The 19,463-nt window shown below is 73.9% G+C and carries 20 protein-coding genes; 12 read left to right on the forward strand and 8 right to left on the reverse strand.

Annotated features, from left to right (window positions below):
* Positions 1 to 30: 30 nt before the first annotated feature.
* The 4 genes from OG455_RS04260 to OG455_RS04275 all read right to left on the reverse strand — a co-directional run bounded on the left by OG455_RS04260 (position 31) and on the right by OG455_RS04275 (position 2,652).
* Positions 31 to 633, reverse strand: coding sequence for a CBS domain-containing protein (locus tag OG455_RS04260; protein WP_266290334.1), 603 nt, complete (start codon positions 631 to 633; stop codon positions 31 to 33).
* Positions 605 to 1,093 carry a CBS domain-containing protein gene (locus tag OG455_RS04265; RefSeq protein WP_266290336.1) on the reverse strand — a complete coding sequence of 163 codons (489 nt, stop codon included), beginning with the start codon at positions 1,091 to 1,093 and terminating at the stop codon, positions 605 to 607. Before OG455_RS04265 ends, OG455_RS04260 begins: the two co-directional genes overlap by 29 nt.
* Positions 1,090 to 1,737 (reverse strand): OsmC family protein, encoded by a 648-nt coding sequence (locus OG455_RS04270; RefSeq protein WP_266290340.1) that lies wholly within the window; start codon positions 1,735 to 1,737, stop codon positions 1,090 to 1,092. Before OG455_RS04270 ends, OG455_RS04265 begins: the two co-directional genes overlap by 4 nt.
* A 216-nt stretch (positions 1,738 to 1,953) precedes the next feature.
* Positions 1,954 to 2,652, reverse strand: coding sequence for a CBS domain-containing protein (locus OG455_RS04275; protein WP_266290342.1), 699 nt, complete (start codon positions 2,650 to 2,652; stop codon positions 1,954 to 1,956).
* Between the two features lie 170 nt (positions 2,653 to 2,822).
* Here OG455_RS04275 and OG455_RS04280 point away from each other — a divergent pair, with 170 nt between their 5' ends.
* Positions 2,823 to 4,247 carry an MBL fold metallo-hydrolase RNA specificity domain-containing protein gene (locus OG455_RS04280; RefSeq protein WP_266290343.1) on the forward strand — a complete coding sequence of 475 codons (1,425 nt, stop codon included), beginning with the start codon at positions 2,823 to 2,825 and terminating at the stop codon, positions 4,245 to 4,247.
* A gap of 213 nt (positions 4,248 to 4,460) precedes the next feature.
* On the opposite strand, the gene OG455_RS04285 is transcribed toward OG455_RS04280, so the two are convergent.
* The gene (locus OG455_RS04285) at positions 4,461 to 5,456 is read right to left on the reverse strand and encodes a hypothetical protein (RefSeq protein ID WP_266290346.1); all 996 of its coding nucleotides are present in this window, start codon (positions 5,454 to 5,456) and stop codon (positions 4,461 to 4,463) included.
* 247 nt (positions 5,457 to 5,703) lie between these two features.
* Here OG455_RS04285 and OG455_RS04290 point away from each other — a divergent pair, with 247 nt between their 5' ends.
* The 3 genes from OG455_RS04290 to OG455_RS04300 are packed head-to-tail and all read left to right on the forward strand — an operon-like array spanning position 5,704 to position 7,636.
* Complete coding sequence (locus tag OG455_RS04290; RefSeq protein ID WP_266290349.1) at positions 5,704 to 6,714, forward strand: zinc-dependent alcohol dehydrogenase family protein; 1,011 nt, start codon at positions 5,704 to 5,706, stop codon at positions 6,712 to 6,714.
* A 54-nt stretch (positions 6,715 to 6,768) separates the two neighbouring features.
* Positions 6,769 to 7,188 (forward strand): universal stress protein, encoded by a 420-nt coding sequence (locus OG455_RS04295; protein ID WP_266290352.1) that lies wholly within the window; start codon positions 6,769 to 6,771, stop codon positions 7,186 to 7,188.
* 40 nt (positions 7,189 to 7,228) lie between these two features.
* Positions 7,229 to 7,636: a universal stress protein gene (locus OG455_RS04300; RefSeq protein ID WP_266290355.1), complete on the forward strand. Its 408-nt coding sequence runs from the start codon at positions 7,229 to 7,231 to the stop codon at positions 7,634 to 7,636.
* 259 nt (positions 7,637 to 7,895) lie between these two features.
* Here OG455_RS04300 and OG455_RS04305 read toward each other — a convergent pair whose 3' ends face one another.
* Positions 7,896 to 8,018 (reverse strand): hypothetical protein, encoded by a 123-nt coding sequence (locus OG455_RS04305; protein WP_266290359.1) that lies wholly within the window; start codon positions 8,016 to 8,018, stop codon positions 7,896 to 7,898.
* 60 nt (positions 8,019 to 8,078) lie between these two features.
* Positions 8,079 to 9,380 (reverse strand): sodium:proton antiporter, encoded by a 1,302-nt coding sequence (locus tag OG455_RS04310; RefSeq protein ID WP_266290362.1) that lies wholly within the window; start codon positions 9,378 to 9,380, stop codon positions 8,079 to 8,081.
* Between the two features lie 406 nt (positions 9,381 to 9,786).
* On the opposite strand from OG455_RS04310, the gene OG455_RS04315 reads away from it, so the two are divergent.
* The 8 genes from OG455_RS04315 (at position 9,787) to OG455_RS04350 (ending at position 17,850) form a co-directional block, all read left to right on the forward strand.
* Positions 9,787 to 10,743 (forward strand): pyridoxamine 5'-phosphate oxidase family protein, encoded by a 957-nt coding sequence (locus tag OG455_RS04315; RefSeq protein WP_266290365.1) that lies wholly within the window; start codon positions 9,787 to 9,789, stop codon positions 10,741 to 10,743.
* A gap of 195 nt (positions 10,744 to 10,938) precedes the next feature.
* Entirely contained in the window at positions 10,939 to 11,616 is a 678-nt protein-coding gene (locus OG455_RS04320; RefSeq protein WP_266300657.1) for a response regulator transcription factor, read from the forward strand.
* A gap of 6 nt (positions 11,617 to 11,622) precedes the next feature.
* Entirely contained in the window at positions 11,623 to 12,978 is a 1,356-nt protein-coding gene (locus tag OG455_RS04325; RefSeq protein ID WP_266290367.1) for a HAMP domain-containing sensor histidine kinase, read from the forward strand.
* Positions 12,979 to 13,730: 752 nt separating this feature from the next.
* Positions 13,731 to 14,693 (forward strand): FAD:protein FMN transferase, encoded by a 963-nt coding sequence (locus tag OG455_RS04330; RefSeq protein WP_266290369.1) that lies wholly within the window; start codon positions 13,731 to 13,733, stop codon positions 14,691 to 14,693.
* Positions 14,690 to 15,412, forward strand: a complete 723-nt coding sequence (locus OG455_RS04335; protein ID WP_266290371.1) for a ferric reductase-like transmembrane domain-containing protein — start codon at positions 14,690 to 14,692, stop codon at positions 15,410 to 15,412. Before OG455_RS04330 ends, OG455_RS04335 begins: the two co-directional genes overlap by 4 nt.
* Positions 15,409 to 16,752, forward strand: coding sequence for an NADH-ubiquinone oxidoreductase-F iron-sulfur binding region domain-containing protein (locus OG455_RS04340; RefSeq protein WP_266290373.1), 1,344 nt, complete (start codon positions 15,409 to 15,411; stop codon positions 16,750 to 16,752). The genes OG455_RS04335 and OG455_RS04340 overlap by 4 nt, the downstream gene beginning before the upstream one ends.
* Positions 16,749 to 16,967 (forward strand): ferredoxin, encoded by a 219-nt coding sequence (locus OG455_RS04345; RefSeq protein WP_266290375.1) that lies wholly within the window; start codon positions 16,749 to 16,751, stop codon positions 16,965 to 16,967. Before OG455_RS04340 ends, OG455_RS04345 begins: the two co-directional genes overlap by 4 nt.
* A 166-nt stretch (positions 16,968 to 17,133) precedes the next feature.
* Complete coding sequence (locus OG455_RS04350) at positions 17,134 to 17,850, forward strand: hypothetical protein (protein ID WP_266290377.1); 717 nt, start codon at positions 17,134 to 17,136, stop codon at positions 17,848 to 17,850.
* Positions 17,851 to 18,447: 597 nt separating this feature from the next.
* Here OG455_RS04350 and OG455_RS04355 read toward each other — a convergent pair.
* Positions 18,448 to 19,443 carry a nitroreductase family protein gene (locus OG455_RS04355; protein ID WP_266290379.1) on the reverse strand — a complete coding sequence of 332 codons (996 nt, stop codon included), beginning with the start codon at positions 19,441 to 19,443 and terminating at the stop codon, positions 18,448 to 18,450.
* Positions 19,444 to 19,463 lie beyond the last annotated feature (20 nt).

Raw genomic sequence — 19,463 nt, forward strand, 5'->3', positions numbered from 1 at the left:
CGCTGCCCAGCGGCCGTGCGGGGCCGCGTCTCAGGACTTGGTGGCCGGCCTGACCTCGACGTCGACCACCCCGGGCACCGCCCGCACGAGCCGCTCCAGCACGGGCAGTTCCTCCGTATCCGCCACGCTTCCGGTCAGCGTGATCCGCCCCTCCTCGACCCGCACGTCCACATCGGACGCCTGCTGCGAATGAAGCACTGCGAGCAGTTCGATCCGCACCTGATCGGCGAGCTCCTCGTCGGAACGCAGGTGGATCTTGAGCAGGTCACTGCGGCTGACGATCCCGACCAGCACGCCCTCGGAATCCACGACGGGCAGCCGCTTCAGGTGCTGGCGGGCCATCGCGCGGGCGGCCTGGGCGATCGGGCTCTCGGGGTGCACGCAGACCGCGGGCGAGGTCAGCAGGTCCCGTGCCGTCATCGTCGGTGCGTGCCACGGGTCGCGCTCACCGGCGAGCAGCAGGTCCGCCTCGGAGACCACGCCCACGACCCGCCCGTCTCCGGCCAGCACGGGAACGGCGCTGACCTTCCATTCCTGGAGCATCTTCAGGATCTCCCGGTACGTCGTGTCCCGGCCGGCGGCGATGACGGGGTGGGTCATCACATCAGCGACGGTGTTCCATTGGCGTGTCATGGCAGGCTCCTCCGATCGGGTTCCGTTCATGGTCACGGGGTCCACCCTCGCGCAACGCGCTCCAGGAGACCGGGCCGAGCAGATCGAACAGCCGGTACAGAACGTCGAGCAGCAGGTCGTCGACGGTGAGCAGGCCGACCAGCCGGTGCCCGTCGAGCACCGGCAGGCGCCGCACGCCGGTGCGGCGCAGGGCCCGGTACGCGGTCTCCAGGTCCGCGGTCGCCTCGATGGTGACCATGGTGGCGGACATCAGCTCGGCGACCGTTGTGTCGGGTTCGGCGGCGCCTGCCAAGCCCCGGACCACCAGGTCGCGGTCGGTGACGATGCCGAGCAGCCGGTCGTCCTCGGCGACCAGCACACAGCCGACCGCCTCTTCGGTCATCCGGATCGCCGCCAGCCGAGCGGTGGCCTGCGGGGGCACCGTGACCGGCGGTGTGACCATCAGCTCGGAGACCCTCATGATCGCGGCTCCAGCTCGACCGTCACCTCAGGGCGGTCGGAGAGCGTGGTGTGGACCGTGCAGAGCCGGGCCTCCGCGAGCAGGTCGGCGGCGCGCTCCGGTGGCAGGCCGGGAACGGTCAGCCGCAGGTCCACGGAGGCGACCCGGCCGGGGCGCTCGTCGGCCATGGTGTAGTCGGCCGTCACCCGCAAACCCGCCCGCGGGACGCGGTGGTGGTCCAGGTGGCGTCCGGCGTAGTGCGCCACGCAACCGGCCAGCGAGGCGACCAGCAGTTCGACCGCAGTGGGACCGGCATCCGTACCGCCCTCGGCGGCGGGCTGGTCGACTGTCACCAGGTGGCCGCGCACGGTCACGGCGTACACGTCGCCTTCCACCCCGACGGCCGTGATGCGGTGCTCGGGCTCAGCACCGGTACCGTCCACCAGGGCAGCCTGCTGGAGCAGCAGCCCGGCCAGTTGCCTGGCCTCGTCCGACGTGATCGAGGCCCAGACCTCGCCGAGGTCGTACCGCTCGCTTTCGGTGTCCAGCACCACCCGGCCTCGCCCTGGCGGAAGCGTCCCCACCCCGTAGCGGGAGACCGCGATGGTCCGGCCGCTGCGGGTGCGCAGCAGGCTCTGCTCGTGCGCGATGCTCTCGGTCTGCATGATGGCCCTCCAGCCCTGCGGCCCCCGCTGCGACCAGCAGACCGCATCGGCCCCCAGTACCGACAGGGCCTGCGGGGTACCCGGTGTTGGGCCGGTCGGCCCTGCCGGAACCGCCCCGCTCAGGCCCGCCACGGAGGCTGACGCCCCTGACGATGGGCCACCGCGCGGGCGAGGGTGGGAGCCGGAGCCTGCTCCTGACCACCACCGCGCGCCCGGTCAGCGCCGACCGGCGCCATAGGCGTGCGGGTGCTCCACCCGGAGTTCGGTGTCGTCCTCACTCCAGGTCAGCGTCTGGTGGACCGCCACCACGCCGTCCACCGCCCGGCACAACTGCTCCGTGATCGGGACCAGGCTCCGGCGCGGCAGGCGGCCGCTCAGCGTGACCACGCCGTCGTGCACGGCCACCCGGACATCGTCAGGGGCCAGCCGCAGGGTCCGGCCGAGGACGTCGTGGTCGATCTCCTCGCGGATCGCCGAGTCGTGCCGCAGGAACACCTCCAGGAGGTCACTGCGGCTGACGATGCCGACCAGCCGGCCTATCTCGTCCACCACCGGCAGCCGCTTGACCTTGTGCTTCTCCATCGCCCGGGCCGCCTCGGCGATGCTCCAGCCGCCCCGGGCGGTGACGGCCGGGCCGGTCATCAGGCCACCGGCGGTCTCCGCCTCGGCGCGGGCTCGGTCGTACGCGTCCAGCCGGCGGCCGGGGTCGCGGCCCCCGGGATCGGGCAGCACCGCCTCCTTGCGGATCAGGTCGGCCTCGGACACCACGCCGACCGGCCGACCCTGGTCGTCGACGACCGGGATCGCGGTGACGTCGTTGCGGTGGAACAGCGCCGCGACCTCCTTGAACGGTGTGTCCGGCCGCGCGCTGACGACCTCCCGGGTCATCACGTCGTGGACAGTGCGGTGCTGCATGGTCCTCACTCCTCACAGCTCGGTCCCCTACCACCACTCTGCGCCCGCCCTGCCGCACTTCCCCGGGTCGTTCGACCCCGCACCAGGGCCGCCCCGGCCACGACAGCGGGCGGGCGCGGGCTCACGATGGAAGGAGGGGCCGCCAGCAGGGGCCCGTCCCGGAGGACGCCATGAACACAGCGAACACCGCCCCGAGCGCCACGCCCCGTCCCGGGTTGCTCACCTTCCTGGGCGGGGTCGGCACCGTCACCGGCAGCAAGTTCCTGGTGGAGACCGACCACGCCCGGATCATGGTCGACTGCGGCCTCTTCCAGGGCCTGGCCGAGCTGCGCCGCCGCAACCGCCGTCCGCTGCCGCTGGACCCCGCCGACGTGCGGGCCGTGGTCCTCACCCATGCCCACCTGGACCACTGCGGCTACCTGCCCCGGCTGGTCCGCGACGGCTTCCGCGGCCCGATCCTGTGCACCGCGGCCACCGCCCGCCTCGCCGAACTGATCCTGCGCGACAGCGCCCACCTGCTGCGCGAGGACGCCGAGCACGCCAACCGCAACGGCTGGTCCAAGCACTCCCCTGCCGAACCGCTCTACACCGACAAGGACGTCGAGCGCACCCTGACCATGTTCGACCCGGTTCCGCTGGAGACCGACGTCGAGATCATCAGCGGCACCACCCTGCGCCTGCACCGGGCCGGGCACATCCTCGGCTCCGCCTGGGCCCACCTGACCCTGGAGGACGGTCACACTCTGGCCGCCAGCGGAGACCTCGGCCGCCCCGTGCATCCGCTGCTGCGCGCGCCCGAGCCCTTCACCGGCGCCGACGTGCTGCTCCTGGAGTCCACCTACGGCAACCGGCACCACGAGGAGACAGCCGCCCGCGAGTGGTTCGCGCGCGCCGTCGAGCGCACCCTGGCCCGCGGCGGCACCGTGCTGATCCCCTCCTTCGCCGTCGACCGCACCGAGGTCGTCCTGCACCAGCTCGCCGAACTGCGTCGCACCGGCCGGCTGGCAGCCGGTGCCCCCGTCTACGTGGACAGCCCGATGGCATTGGCCGCGCTGGAGATCTACCGCGAGGCCTTCACCGCCCGCTCCCCCGAACTGCGCCCCGAGGTACTCGCCGAGGGCGAGGCGGCGCTCGACCCGGAACCGTTCACGCTGATCCACTCGCTCCAGGAGTCGCTGGCGCTGGAGCGCTCCAGCGTGCCCTGCGTGCTGGTCTCCGCCTCCGGCATGGCCACCGGTGGACGTGTCGTGCACCACCTGCGCCGCCTGCTGCCCGACCCGCGCAACACCGTGGTCGTGGTCGGCTTCGCCGCCCAGGGCACCCGGGCCCGCGACCTGGTGAACGGCGCCCGGGTCCTGAAGATGTACGGCGGCTACGTTCCGGTGCGCGCCGAGGTCGTCAACGTGCCCGCCTTCTCGGCCCACGCGGACGCCGCCGAGGTCATCGACTGGCTGCACACCGCACCACCACCCAGCGCCACCTACCTGGTGCACGGCGAACCGGAGGGCTCACAGGCCCTGCGTGACCGGATCGACCGCGAGCTGGGCTGGACCGCCGTCGTGCCGCACTCCGGCGAGCGCGTACTGATCCGGTGAACCGCCCCAGCGTTGCGGTGTCCGGCGCGGACGGATAGGTCCGCTCGCCCCGACCGGCCGGACGGTCGGCCCCCGCGACACGGACAGGTCGGTCCCCACCGCTGATCTCCACGCTGCCCTTGCCCGGCCGGGTCTGCCACCATGCCGGCAGCAACCGCGTGCCCGCTCAGCGGAGAGCAGGGCGGCCACCAGTCGTGTTGACGGCACAGGTCCTCAGGTGCGGGTGTCCGGGCCCCGCTCCAGGACGTCGGCCGCCGGAGCCCGGGGTGTCGGTGCGCCCTCGGGCCCGTATCCCAGCCGGACGAGCATCTGCACGTGGCCCGGACCGTGGCGCGGGTCCCGCATCGCCCAGCGCAGATCAGGCCATTCCAGCGCCTGGCTCACCAGTGAGGCGCGCAGGCCGTGGGCGGTGGCCAGCAACAGGACGTGTTCGAGGGCCTGGCCGGCACGCAGCCAGTCGGCGGGTTCGTCCTGCGCGGTGCAGAACACCGCCACCCGGGGACGCGCCTCGAACGGAACCGGCGGCTGGTGCTCTGCGGGGTCGAGGGCACCGAAGTCGCGCACCGGCAGGCGTCCCTCGGCGTCCTGCGGACCGAGCGCCTCCGCCGGGATGCCGTAGGGACCGTCGGAGGCGCGGTCAACCGCCCGCCGACTCTCGGATCTGCGGCCGGGTTCGGCGGTACCGCGCCGCTCGGCCTCGGCGGTGGCCGCCAGCAGGCGGTGGATCTCCAGCTCACCGGGCAACTCCAGGACCGCTCCCTCGGCTCTGGCCGCCTCGGCGAGCTCGCCCAGCACCTCACCGGGAATGGGCGTGTCCGAGAACGGCAGCCGGCTGCTGTGCCGGTGCCAGAGCGCCCGGTAGAGGTCCGGTCCGCTCTCCTCGGCGGACCGGACCGGGCCGGCCACCCGGACGGCGGCGAGCAGGTCCGGCTCGGGTGACCGGGGCAGCAGCCGGACCACCGGCTCGCGGCCCAGCTGCCGGATGGCCAGCCGGAGATTGAACACCGCCGCGCCGACCGACAGGTGCAGGCCCCGCCCAGTGGGGTCGGTCACCCGCAGGCCGGGCTGCGGCACCAGGCGGACCTCCAGCGTGGTCGTCTCGGGACGGTAGCGGAAGCGCCAGGGCTGGCTGTTGTGCATGGACGGCGCCGCGACCGCGGCGGAGACCAGCCGTTCCAGGGTCACCGCGTCGAGTCCTGAGGTGAGCATCATGGCCTCCCTCTGCTCCGGCGGCGAGCAACCGCCGCCGCTGCCCCCATCGTGCGCCTGGGAGGCCGCTCGGCGAGCGGGCTGTCCGGCCCCTGTCGGCACGGGACGTACGGACCGCTGCCGGGCCCGTTCGGTCCCACGGCGTCCGGACGGTCGGCGGCGCACGATGAGAAGGAAACGGCCCGCGCCCGCCCGGCACCGCCGTACGGAACGCGCGGCATCGCCACGGACTCCCGAGGAAGGTGCCATGCCCGAGACAACCGCATGGGTGGTGGAGCAACCGGGGCCGCTGAGTTGCGCTCCGCTGCGGCGCGTGGAGCGGCAGGTACCCGAGCCGGGACCCGGAGAGCTGCTGATCGAGGTGGCGGCCTGCGGGGTGTGCCGGACCGACCTGCACCTGACTGAGGGCGACCTGGTCCCCCGCGCTCCGCACTGCACGCCCGGCCACGAGGTGGTCGGGCGGGTGCTGCGCACCGGCGACGGACCGGCGGACTTCACGGCCGGCGACCGGGTCGGCGTGGCCTGGCTGGCGAGCACCTGCGGCTCCTGCCGGTACTGCCGGGCCGGCCACGAGAACCTCTGCCCGGCCTCCCGCTACACCGGCTGGGACCGGCACGGCGGCTATGCCGGACTCCTGCTCGCCGACGCCCGATTCAGCTACCACTTGCCCGAGGGGCCGCCGGCCGAGGAGCTCGCCCCGCTGCTCTGCGCCGGCATCATCGGCTACCGGGCACTGCAGCGCGCCGAGTTGCCGCAGGGCGGCCGGCTGGGGATCTACGGCTTCGGCGCCTCCGCGCACCTGACCACCCAACTCGCCCTCACCCGAGGCGCCACCGTGCACGTCCTCACCAGATCCGAGCAGGCCAAGCGGCTGGCACTCGACCTCGGCGCCGCCTCCGCCCACGGCGCCCACGACGCACCGCCCGAGCCACTGGACGCGGCGATCCTCTTCGCCCCCGTCGGCGACCTGGTCCCGGTGGCACTGCGCGCCCTGGACCGGGGCGGCACCCTCGCGGTGGCCGGCATCCACCTCACCGACATCCCCGCACTGAACTACCAGGAGCACCTGTTCCAGGAACGCACCCTGCGCAGCGTCACCGCCAACACCCGCGCCGACGGCCTGGCCTACCTGGCCGAGGCCACCCGCACCCGCCCCGCCGTCCACGTGCGGCGCTACGCCATGGAGCACGCCGACACCGCGCTGGCCGACCTGGCGGCCGACCGGGTCACCGGCGTCGCCGTCCTGCTCACCGGGTAGTGCGGCACAGCTACCGAGGGCCCACCCGAGCCCGCCGCCGGCGGACCGGTGGTCGTGGGCATCGACGGCTCCGAGTGCTCCGCCGCCGCCGCGTTCGCCTTCCAGGACGCGGCACTGCGCCACACAGATTTGCCGGCCGTCGAGGTACGGGCGCCGCGCGAGGTCGGGACTCCCGATTTCGAGGAGGAGTCGCTCCTCGCGCTCTCCAGGACGCTCGCCGGCTGGCGGGAACGCTACCCCGATGTCTCGGTCCGCCAGGAGGTCAGGATGGGCCACCCGGCAGCCGAACTGGCCCTCGCAGCCGCCCACGCGCAGTGCCTGGTCGTCGGCTCCGAGGCGGTGGCCGGGCGCCACGAGACGTATCCGGACGTCGACCTGACCCACGAGGTGATCCGTGGGCACCCGGTGGAGGAGCTGGCCAAGGCATGCGAGCACGCCCTGGCCGTGGTCCCAGTCGGCAGAGGAGACGCGTGATGAGTGACGGATCGGCAGGTGAGCAGCGCATCGTGGTGGGGTGGATGGTTCGGACTCGTCGAAAGCGGCGCTGCGCTGGGCGGTGCGGTACGCCGAGTCGGGCGGCGGCGTCGTCGAGGCGGTCATCGCCTGGGAGTATCCGTTGGCCTGGTACGGCTGGACTCCGCCGACCAGCCACACGTTCGAGTACGGGCTGCTCGCGAGGAGGATCCTGGCCGACGCCGTCCTGGCGGCCGTGGGCCCCGACCGACCGGTGGAGATCCGCACGCACGTCGTCCAGGGCAACCCAGCATCGGCGCTTCTGGAGGCCACCCACGGCGCTGCACTCCTGGTGGTGGGCAACCGGGGCCACGGAGGCTTCGCGGAAGCGCTGCTGGGATCGGTGGGCCAGCACTGCGTCCACCACGCGCAGTGCCCGGTCGTGGTGGTCCGCGGCCCCGAAACCTGACGCTCAGTCCGTCGGTTGGACGTTCCGGTCGTTATCGAGTGGCACGTACTCGGGCTCGAAGCGTGCACCTTGTGCGGAGGCCCCCGGGCGGCGTCTTCGAGGTGCGGTGGGTGTGCCTCGGACCGTGGTGGCCGGCCTGACAGACGTCGAGTCTTCGTGCCGCCACCGGCGAGGGGCTGACCGACCGCCAGAAGGCGCGTGGCCAGATGCGTCGACACGGACAGATCCTTGCCCTGCCACTCCCTCCGGCGGGGCGTCGTCAGCCGTCGAGGAGCCGGCCGATCTCCTCGAAGGCCGCCGAGTCGAGCTGACCCGACAAAAGCGGGACGTCTAGCCCAAGGCTGACAGAGAGGGCCTCGTGGTTGTCGAAGTCGTGGATCACCGCGTGCCTCCCGGACCGCCCCCAGGTGCGCTCTACGACCCTGCCGCTCAGGCGGCTGTGCTACCGGGCCGAGGGCGCGCCCGACCTGCCGTCGGCCGCGAGCGCGTTCTCCCGCAGGCCCGGTTCGGCGCGCAGCGCCCGGGTGAACCAGTCTGCGTAGCGGTCCCCGAGGAACGGTGCGGTGGCACCGTGCAGCAGGACGCTCAGACCGACGCTCACCGCGATGACATCGCCCAGCAACGTGATGCCGGGCAGGTGCTCCTCGATGGCGATCAGGCCGAACACCAGGGAGGCCAGCCCACGCGGGCCGAACCAGCCGACGTAGGCGACGGAGGCCGGGCGCAGGCCCGTGCCCAGCAGGGCGAGAGCGACCGGCAGCATCCGGACCACGGTCAGACTGAGCACCGCGTAGACGACGATTCGCCACGTCACGTGCTGCAGTGCCGGTCCCAGGATCACCGCGCCGAACACCAGGAAGCTCAGCGAGGCCAGCAGGAGGCCGAGACGCTCGGTGAACGCCGTGCTCCGCACGGGATCCGGAGCCGGCGCACGAACGCCGCCGCCGCCGGCGGACACTCGGCGCAGGCGGACGCCGAAGGCGAAACCCGAGACCCAGGCGCCGATGAAACCGCTCCCCTCGGCCGCGGCGCACGTCCCGTACGCGATGACCGGGACGCCGAGCACCAGGAACTGCGCCCAGTCGGAACCGCTCCACCTCCGGACGGCCGACCAGTGCAGCAGGCTCGCCCCTGCCCAGCCGGCCGCGAGGCCGATCACGCCACTCAGCAGCAGCGCACGCGCGAACGTCGGGACGACGCCCGGATAGCCGTGGCCCTCACCCGCCGCTGCCAGCGCCAGGACGAAGAACGGCAGCGCCAGACCGTCGTTCACGCCCGACTCGACCGCCAGGCCACCGCGGACCAGCGCCGGGACCCGCTCGTTGGCGACGGCCTGCTGCCCGAGCGCGGCATCCGTCGGCGCCAGGATGACGCCGACCAAGGCCAGTTCCCCCCAACTGAGACCGGGCAGCAGCGGCCAGGCCGCCAGCCACCCCAGAGCCATGGTCGCCGGCAGGCCCAGCGCGAGCAGTCGCAGCGGCAGGAACTCCTCCCTGCGCAGGTCCCGGCCCCGGATCGCCGCCGCGTCCGCGAAGAGCAGGAGCACCAGTGCGCCCTCCAGCAACGTCCGGGTGACCTCCGGATCCCGGGCCTGATCCATCAGGCCCAGGCCCAACGGACCGATCGCCAGACCGCACAGTGTGAACACCAACGGCCCGGAGACCGCGGTCCTCGCCAACCGTCGCGAAAGTGTGCCGTAGCCGACGACGACGACACCGGCGACCACCACGGCCCACTGGCTCAATCGGCCCTCCTCACGACAGGCCCAGGTCATTCGCCCCGGGCAGCCGACCCTGGCAGCGCACTCGATGCCCCTGCCGTCAAGCCGCGGCGGTCACGTAGCGGTACGGATTCTCACCCTAAGTGCCGGCTCGGTCGGATCTCGGGCACCTCGCCGCCCAGTTCCACCACGAGTGCCGCAACCGCGGCTCGAGCAAGACAGCGTCGCGGGTCGGCCTGGCCGGGAAGGGCATCCTGCTGGGCGGCGGTCGGAGCCGTGCGTCGAAGGGCGGGTGCACAAGGCCGGCCGGCCGGTCCACGGATCGCGTCGGGCCCGTTCGGCCCTGGCACCGACGGCCCGGCTCTGTTGTGCTGGGAGGCGGGGCAGGCACTCACCACCCCGCACGACGACATCCCGCGGGGAGGCCGCGATGAAAGCCACCATCGGAGACCGGGTCATCGTGGAAGGCACCCGCCCGGGCACACCGCGACGCGACGGGCGGGTGACCGCGCTGCACCACCCGGACGGCGACCCGCCGTGGGACGTCCTGTGGTCGGACAACGGGCACACCACCACGTTCTTCCCCGGCCCGGACACCCACTTGCACCACTTCGCCCACCATGACTCCGCTACGTGCCCGCCAGAGCGGCCGGACGCGCCCGACCGGCCGGAGGCGGAGGAGGCCGGGCCCGGTCAACGCGCTGGTGAAGGAGTCGACCGGGCCCGGCCCGGCAATCCCGGTGACGTCGGCCGCCGCGTCGCCCGGCGCCGCGAGCGGCAGGGGCTCAGCCGGGAGCAGGTCGCGGCACAGGCCGGCATGGCCGTGCCGTACCTGGAGTACCTGGAGACCTCCACCGGCGTCGCCGACCGGGGCACGCTCGTCAGGCTCGCCGCCGCGCTGGACACCTCAGTCGACGACTTGCTGGGCGGCGGACTCGACCTGCCGCCCGGCCGGGACAAGGCCGCCGCGCATCCGGTGCTGGAGGAGCTCGCACATGCCGAGTGCTGGCAGCGGCTCGCCACGTACGGGATCGGCCGGATCGCGCTCACCACCGCGAGCGGTCCGGTCGTCCTGCCGGTCAACTACTGGGTGCTGGACGGCACACTGATCTTCCGCACCGCTGCGGACGGCCCGCTGGCCGGCGCAGTCGGAGCGCGTGTGGCCCTGGAGGTCGACCGGATCGACGAGGTGTTGCGCACCGGCTGGTCCGTGCTGGCCGTCGGCACCGCGGCTCGGGTGGACGACCAACCGGCTCTCGCCCATCTGAAGGAGCGGGACGCCCCCTCCCCCTGGGCGGGCGGCGAACGGGACCTGTGGGTCCGGATCAAGCCGACCGAACTCAGCGGCCGCGTCATCCGCACGCCGGACAACGGGGAGCGTGGGTGACCGGCTCGAAGCTCGCGTGGCCGAGCCCGCGGTTCTCGAAGAGCACGTTGTCCCGCGTCAACCGGTGAGGGTAGCCGGCGCCGGCTACCGGAATCGTCTGAACGGCTTCTCGCCGTCGGTGCCACGGCGTCGCGGGTCGGTCCTGGCCTCCCGCCTCGGGCCGGGCGACGGCCTACGCTGTCGCCCATGCAGGAGATGAACGCGGCCGCTGACGCCGTGCGGGTGCTGGTGGTCGAGGACGACCCCGGGATAGCCCGGTCGCTGGTGCGCGGGCTGGCCAGAGCCGGCTATGCGGCGCAGAGCGTCGGCACCGGCCGCGCCGCGCTACGGGCCGATCCGCTACCGGAGGTGGTCCTGCTCGACCTGGGCCTGCCCGATGTGGACGGCGTCGAGGTCTGCCGTTTGCTGCGCCGGCGCTGCGACGCGGCGATCATCGTGGTGACCGCGCGCGGCGAGGAGGGCGACCGGGTCTCCGCCTTGGACGAGGGGGCCGACGACTACCTGGTCAAACCCTTCGGGCTGGCGGAGCTGCTGGCACGGATCCGGGCGGTGCTGCGCCGCACCCGTCCGGCCGAACCGGAACTGCTGAGACACGGGCGTCTGACTGTCGACCCGCGCACCCGAAAGGTGACCGTCGACGGGAGCGAGATCGCGCTGACGCCCAAGGAGTTCGACATCCTGGAGTGCCTGAGTGCGGACCCGGGCCGGGTGGTGACGCGCCAGGAGATCCTGGAGCGGGCGTGGGACGCCCACTGGTACGGCCCGACGAAGGTGCTGGACGTCCACATGGCGGCGCTGCGTCGCAAGCTCGGCGTACCGGGACTGGTGGAGACGGTCTACGGTCGGGGTTTCCGCCTCGGCGAACCGGGCTGAGCGGCCGTGACCCGCCGGATCGCACTGACCGTGCTGGCCCTGGTCACCGTGCTGCTGGTGCTGGCGGTGGTGCCGCTCGGGGTGTTGCTGACGGAGCGGGAGGAGACCTCCTTCCGCAGTGCGGCCGAGGCGAGCGCCCGCGCTCTGGCCTCCGCCGCGGAGGAGAACCTCTCCGACCACAAACCCGAGACCGAGATGCTGCGGGTACTGGCCGACACGCAGGCGGACGGCGGCTGCGCCGCGGTCTACGACGCCACCGGGCAGGCGATCGCGCGCACCTCCTGCACCACGGCGACCGGCGGCTCCGTCCCGGCGATGGTCACCGCCGTCCTGGCACAGCCGCGGACCGACGTCACGCGGGCCGACGGCCGGCTGACGGTGGCGGCGCCGATCGGGGACAGCGAGGACGCCGTCGGGGTGGCGGTCCTGGTGAGGTCGGCCGACCCGTTGAACGACCGGATCGCGGTGGTGTGGGGCTGGCTGGCCGCCATCGGCGTCGCCGGACTGCTCGCGGGCGTGCTGCTCTCGGTCCGGCTGGCGCGCTGGGTGGGCAGTCCGCTGCGCGAGGTGGACGAGGCCGCCCAGCGGCTCGGCGAGGGTGCGCTGGAGGTGCGGGCGCCGACCGGGCGCGGGCCGCAGGAGGTGCGCAGGCTGGCGGCGACGTTCAACACGATGGCGGGGCGCAACGAGGCCCTCGTTCACGGGCACCGGACGGTGATCGCCGATGTCTCGCACCAACTCCGGACCCCGCTGGCGGCGTTGAGGCTGCGGCTCGATCTGCTCGCTGCCGATGCCGACGAGGAGACGGCGACGGATCTTGCGGGTGCGCAGGACGAGATCGCCCGGCTGTCGCGGCTGGTGGACGGGTTGCTCGCGGTGGCCAGGGCCGAGAGTGCGGTCCCTCGACCGGTAACCGTGCGGGTGGACCAGGTGGTGGCGGAGCGCATCGCGGCCTGGGAGCCGCTGGCGAGCGAGCGCGGGGTCGCACTCGCCGGACACTGCCCGGACGGGCTCAGCGCCCCTCTGGGAGCGGGAGACCTGGAGCAGGTGCTCGACAACCTGCTGGCCAACGCGCTGGACGCGGTCCCCGGCGGGGGCCATGTGCGTGTGGAGGGGAGAGCGGGTCGCGGGGCGGCGAAGCTGCGGGTGGTCGACGACGGCCCGGGGATGAGTGTCCGGGCGCGGGAGTCCGCGTTCCGCCGGTTCGGCAACCCGGAGGCGGGCGGCACCGGCCTCGGCCTGGCCATCGTGCACCGCCTGGTCACCGCCAACGGCGGCACCGCCCGGCTGGAGGACACCGACGGCGGCGGTTTGACCGTCGAGCTGGACTTCCTCGCACGCGCCGCGCCCATGACCAGGTGAAGGCACCCGGGCCGCCGGCCACCGGCTGAGACCGAGTCGCTCGGCGCCGCGCCTCTGCGTTCCCCTCGACCCTGGGTTCTCAGCACGATTTTCGACGGCTTAACGGGTTGCGAAGGTTTTCTGAACGGTATCCCGACCGCTCGTCCCGGAGGCTGGAAGCCAGACGTGCGACAGGTGCGTCCGCTGGGCCGGCGCCGCTGCGATGGTGCGGGGCGGCCCGGGACACCGAGCAGGAGGAGCACCACGATGCCCCACGCGGAGCGCATCCCGGGCGGACGGGCGGTCCGGCGACGCGACCGGGGACTGCGGCGGGTCGGTCTGACCACCGTCGCGGTGGCCGTCGTCGCAGCCGCCGGCTCCGTGGTGATGGGCGCCGGATACGCCCAGTCACTGCCCGGTACGGCGGCCGGTCCGGCATCCCGTGCCGCTTCCCCCTCGCCCGGCGTGGACCCGACCAGCGCCGCGCCCGGCACGGCGCCGACGGCCGCCCCTGCGCCCCCCGCACCGTCCGCCTCGCCCGCCCCCTCCCGCCCGCGGCCGCCTGCGCCGGCACACACGCAATCGAACATCCCCACGAGCCGGGCACCGCAGCCGGCTCCCGCGCAGACCCGGCAAGCACCCGCTCCGCAGCAGGCGCCACCGCAGCCGGCTCCCGCGCAGACCCAGCAGCCGCCCGCCCTGCAGCCCCCGGCCCAGCCGCCCGCACCGGTCGCACAGCCTCCGCAGCCGCCGCCCACCAGGTCCGGCGCGTCATGAGCGCCACGACGGCCGGCCCCGGCGTCACCCGGTTCGCCGCGCTCGGCACCACCGCGGTGCTGCTGGTGGCCGATCCCGCCCGCACACGGGCGGCCCGGGAGGTCCTGGAGGACGAGCTCGCCGCGATCGACCTGGCCTGCAGCCGGTTCCGCCCGGACTCCGAGCTGTCCCGGGCCAACGCCGCTGCCGGGCGCACCGTCACCGTCGGGCCGCTGTTCGCACAGGCGATCACCACGGCGCTGCGGGCGGCCGAACTCACCGACGGCGCGGTCGACCCGACAGTCGGCCGGTCGCTCGTCTCGCTCGGCTACGACCGGACCTTCGCCTCGGTACGGCCCGAGGACGTCCGCCCGGTCGCACCGGTGCGCCCGTCCGGCTGGCGCGGCGTCGAATGGCACCCCGAGCGCCGACGCCTGCGACTGCCGCCCGGGACGGCGCTCGACCTGGGCGCGACGGCCAAAGCGCTGGCCGCGGACCGGGCGGCAGGGCGTGCCGCCGCTGCCGCGGGGTGCGGGGTACTGGTGTGCCTGGGCGGTGACCTGGCCACCGCCGGCTCCGCGCCGGCCGAGGGCTGGCAGGTGGCGATCGCCGACGACCACGCGGCGCCCTCCTCCGCGTCCGGCCCGGTGGTGGCCGTCCGCAGCGGCGGCCTGGCCACCTCCGGCACCACTGTGCGGACCTGGCTGCGTGCCGGCCGCACGCTCCACCACATCGTCGACCCCGCCACCGGGGACGTCCCCGCGCCGTTCTGGCGGACCGTCAGCGTCGCCGCCGCGACCTGCGTGGACGCCAACACCGCCAGCACCGCCGCGATCGTCCGCGGCGAGCGGGCGCTCGGCTGGCTGCGCGACACCGGTCTGCCGGCGCGGCTGGTGCGCGTGGACGGGTCCGTGGCCCGGTTGGGTGGCTGGCCCGCCGACCCACCGAGCCCCCACCGCCCCCAGGGAGGCCCCCGATGACCGGTACCGTCCAGCTCGCCACCGCCGGGCCCAGCCCGCTCTGGTACGCCACCCGGGCGGGCGGCACCGTCGCCCTGCTGCTGCTCACCGCCACCGTCGTGCTGGGCATCGTCGCGGGCGGGCAGTACGCACCGAAACGGATCGCCCGGTTCGAGATCGGCGCCCTGCACCGCAACCTCTCGATCCTCACACTCGCCTTCCTCGCGCTGCACATCGTCACCGCGATCGCCGACACCTTCGTGCACCTGACCTGGTTGGACGCGTTCGTGCCGTTCGCCTCCTCCTACCGCCCGCTCTGGCTGGGCCTGGGGACGCTGGCGTTCGACCTGCTGCTCGCCGTCCTGGTGACCAGCGCGGTGCGGCTGCGGATCGGGCAGCGGCGCTGGAAGGCGGTGCACTGGCTGGCGTACGCGAGCTGGCCGCTGGCCCTGTTCCACGGCGCGGGGACCGGGACGGACACCCGGCTCTCGCTCCAACTGGTCCTCTCCACCGGTTGCCTGGCCATCGTGATGGTCGCCGTCTGGTGGCGGCTCCACCGGGCCGGACCCGACCACCGGGCCGGCCGGCTCTGGGCCGCGCTGGCGGTCGCCGCCGTCCCCGTCGTGCTGGCGGTGTTCCTGGCCACCGGCCCGCTCAAGGCCGGCTGGGCGCACCGCGCCGACGGCGCCGCGCCGAGCGTCGCCACCGTGACCGCCGACCGAACGGGAGAGAGTGCGTGAACCAGCGACCGGACGCCGTCCTGACCGATCAGGTCCAGAACGGGCGCGGCGGACCGCACGGCGCCCGCCTGCTGCACGGCTGGTACAGCACCGGCGGGCGCGCCGACCTGGCTGAGCACCTGCACCGCTACGGCCCGCCCCCGCTGCCGCCCGGCCGCCGCCCGGCCACCCAGCTGATCCAGGCCGTGGAGGAGTCCGGACTGACCGGACGCGGCGGCGCCGCCTTCCCCACCGGCCGCAAGCTGCGCTCGGTCTCGGAGGGCCGCGGACCGGCGGTGGTGGTCGTCAACGGCATGGAGAGCGAACCGGCCAGCCGCAAGGACGAGGTGCTGCTCGACCTCGCCCCGCACCTGGTCCTGGACGGGGCCGCGCTGGCCGCCTCGGCCGTCGGGGCCGCGGCCGTCCACCTGTGCCTGCCGCGCACCCGGGCCGAGCAGGTGCGCCGGCTGACGGCCGCCGTCGAGGAGCGCGGCCGGGCCGGGCTCGACCGGATCCCCGTGCGGGTGCACGCCCTTCCGCACCACTACGTCTCCAGCGAGGAGACCTCCCTTGTGCGGTGGCTCAACGGCGGCGAGGCCCGCCCCATGGCCACCCCGCCCCGGCCCTTCGAGAAGGGGGTGGACGGACGCCCGACCCTCGTCGACAACGTGGAGACCCTCGCGCACCTCGCCCTCATCGCCCGCTACGGCGCCGGCTGGTTCCGCGGCACCGGCCGACCGGACGCTCCGGGGACCACTCTGGTCACGCTCTCCGGTGCCGTCCGCGTTCCGGGGGTCTACGAGATCCCGCTCGGCACGCCGCTCGGGAGCGTCCTGGACAGTGCGGGAGGAGTCGCCGAGCCCGTCCAGGCGATCCTGGTCGGCGGCTTCTTCGGCAGCTGGCTCCCCGCCGCCCCCGCCGCCGGCGTTCCGTTCACCAAGACCGACCTCGCCGCCGCCGGTGCCGGGCCGGGCGCCGGCGTCCTGGTCGCCCTTCCGCAGGACGCGTGCGGCCTCGCCGAGACCGCCCGCGTGCTGGACCACCTCGCCGCCCAGAGCGCCCGCCAGTGCGGACCCTGCCGCTTCGGACTGCCCGCCGTCGCCGATGACCTCATCCAACTCGCTTGGGGCCCAACGGACTCCGCGCTGATCGAGCGACTGCACCGCCGCACCGGGCAGCTCCCCGGCCGCGGCGCCTGCCGCCACCCCGACGGCGCGGCCCGGCTCGCCGCCACCGCGCTGCACGCGTTCGCCGACGATGTCCACCACCACCTGACCAGCGGACCGTGCGCCGCCGCCGGACGCCGGCCCGTCCTGCCCGTCCCCGACGCCCAGGGCCCCGAGAGCGAGGGATGGCGATGACCCGCACCCACCGGCTCGGCATCGACCGCATCGCCTGCGACGGACGCGGCCTGTGCGCCGAACTGCTCCCCGAGCTGATCGACCTCGACGAGTGGGGCTATCCGATCATCCGTGACACCACCGTGGGCGACGGCCTGCTCACCAACGCCCGGCGCGCGGTCGCCGCCTGCCCGGTGCTGGCCCTGCGGCTGGACCGGTCCACCGACCGTCAGTGATCGCGGCGGACAGCTGACACGTGACCTGAACCACTTCTTAGTCCGTGCTCCGGCACACTGCTGTCTGCCCTGACCTGACGCAGACACGGGCACTCTCGCGAACCCCGGACCGGCGCCGCCTCCTCCGCGCCCCCGGGCCGGCACCAGTGGAAGGCGGACGACCCGTATGGCTCTGACCAGCAGCGACGTGGCACCAGCGGAGAGCGGAACCACGCCGCAGGACGAGGGCCGTCGCGGTGGTCCCGAGGGCAACCGGCGGCTGATCGCCGCCGTGGGCGCGCTCCTGCTGGTGCTCTTCGCCGCCCAGGGCGTCACCATCCTCTTCCTCGGGCAGCTCCTCACCTGGCACTTCTTCATCGGCATGCTGCTGATAGGCCCGGTCTGCCTCAAACTCGGCTCCACCGGCTACCGCTTCGTGCGCTACTACACCGGCCACCCCGCCTACCGGCGCCAGGGGCCGCCGCACCTGCTGCTGCGCCTGCTCGCACCCCTCGTGGTCGCCACCACCGTCGCGCTCCTGGCCACCGGCAGCACGCTCGCCCTCCTGGGACGCGACACCGGACCGGTCCCGGTCCTCTTCCTGCACAAGGCCAGCTTCGTGTGCTGGGCCGCCGCGATGACGGCGCACGTCCTGTCACACGTCTGGCGGCTGCCCCGACTGATCGGTGCCGATCTGCGGATCCGGTCGGCACGCCCCGGCTCCGGCTCGGGCCGGATCGGTGGTGCCGCCGCGCGCTGGTCGCTGCTGGCGCTGGCCCTGGGCGCCGGGCTGGCCATCGCCCTGGCCGGCTCCCCCCTGGCCTCCCACTGGAGTACGGCCGCCCACCACACCTCGCGCCACCACGCTCCGCATGCCGTGGCTTCCGCACGAAGCGGCACGTAGCCGGCCACGGGTGGCGATTGCGCATCTGAAGAAGACCCGCAGGGTTTCTTCACCCGTCGCCTACCGACGCTCCAGCACACTGGAGTCAGCGTGAACCCCTTGGTGCGCCGACTCCCGGTTACGGCCGCACCGTCAGCGCGGTGAGCATCTGGAGGTGCGGCCCGTGAACACCCCTCGCAATCGCCTGCGAGACGAGGGCCTGGCGAGAACGGCATCCTGGACCCGCCGCTGCGCGGCAGCGGCAGCGGTGCTCTGCGCGGCCCTGGCCGGTGTCTTCGCCTATGTCCTTCCCGGCCAGGCCACGACTGTCAGTGCCACTACTCCCGGCACGAGCAACGCGCCGTCGCGGCACCACCTGCAGCCACCGGCCCAGCCCCCATCCGCCGGTACCGACCGGCACCACGTCACGTCCGGTGGTTCCTGACCCGGACAGCACACGATTCGACGGCCCGCTGTTGCCTCGCACTCACTGTTCGCAAGGAGCGCTGAGGGAGCTGAGGGAGGAGTGTGCGGTGTCCACGCGCGCCACCAGGCCGACCGGTCGGACCGGGCGGACCGGTCGGCGGGGCAGTGGGCCGCCGCGCAGCCCTGGGGGCATCAGCGGGGCTCATCGGGTTCACCGTCCAGGACGTCGCTCGCCGGACTGCGAGGTGTGGCTGCTCCTTCGGGCCCGTGTCCCAGACGGATCAGCATCTGGGGGTGGCCGGGGCCATGGTGCGGGTCACGCAGGGACCAGCGCAGGTCAGGCCACTCCATCGCCTGGTGCAGCAGCGAGGCACGCAATCCGTGGTCGGTGGCGAGCAGCAGAACGTGTTCGAGTGCTTGGCCGGCGCGCAGCCAGTCGGCAGCCTCGTCGTGGGTGGTGGACAGCAGGACGATGCACGGGTGGGCCTCGAAGGAGGCGGTTGGCAAGTGCTCGGCGGGTCTGACGGCGGAGAAGTCCCTCACCGGCAGTCGGCCTTCGGCATCCTGTGGGCCGAGGGAAGTCGCCGGAATCCCGTGGCGACCGCCGTCGGCCGCGTGAAGGGCGTGCCGGCTCTCGGCGCCGCGTCGGGGCTCGGTGGTGTTGCGTCGCTCGGCCTCCGCGGTCACCGCCAGCAGCCGGAGAACCTCTGCCTCGCTGGGTATTTCGAGTTCCGCGCCCTCCGCACGGGCGGCAGCGGCGAGTTCGGCGAGGATCGTACGGTCGACCGGCCGACCGGTGAAGGGAAGGCGGCTGCTGTGCCGGTGCCAGATCGCTTCGTGGAGGTCCCGATCACCGCCCGCGACGACGTGGGTGGGGCCGGCGAGACGGATGGCGGCCAGCAGGTCCGGTTCCGCCGCGTGGGGCAGGAGGTGCACGACCGGTTCGCGGCCCAGGTGGCGGACGGCGACGCGCAGATTGAACACGGCCGCGCCGACTGAGATGTGGACCCCGCGGCCTGCGGAGTCGGTGACCTGCAGCGCCTGCTGCGGCACGGCCCGGACCTCCAGCGTGGTCGTCTCGGGGCGGAAGCGGAAGCGCCAGGGCTGGGTGTTGTGCATGGACGGTGCCGCGACCGCGGCGGAGACCAGATTCTCCAGGGTTGCGGCGTCGAGGGTCGAGGTGAGCATGAGGACCTCCTCCGCCGGCG

The organism is Kitasatospora sp. NBC_01287 (genome assembly GCF_026340565.1).
In the GTDB taxonomy this organism is placed as follows: domain Bacteria; phylum Actinomycetota; class Actinomycetes; order Streptomycetales; family Streptomycetaceae; genus Kitasatospora.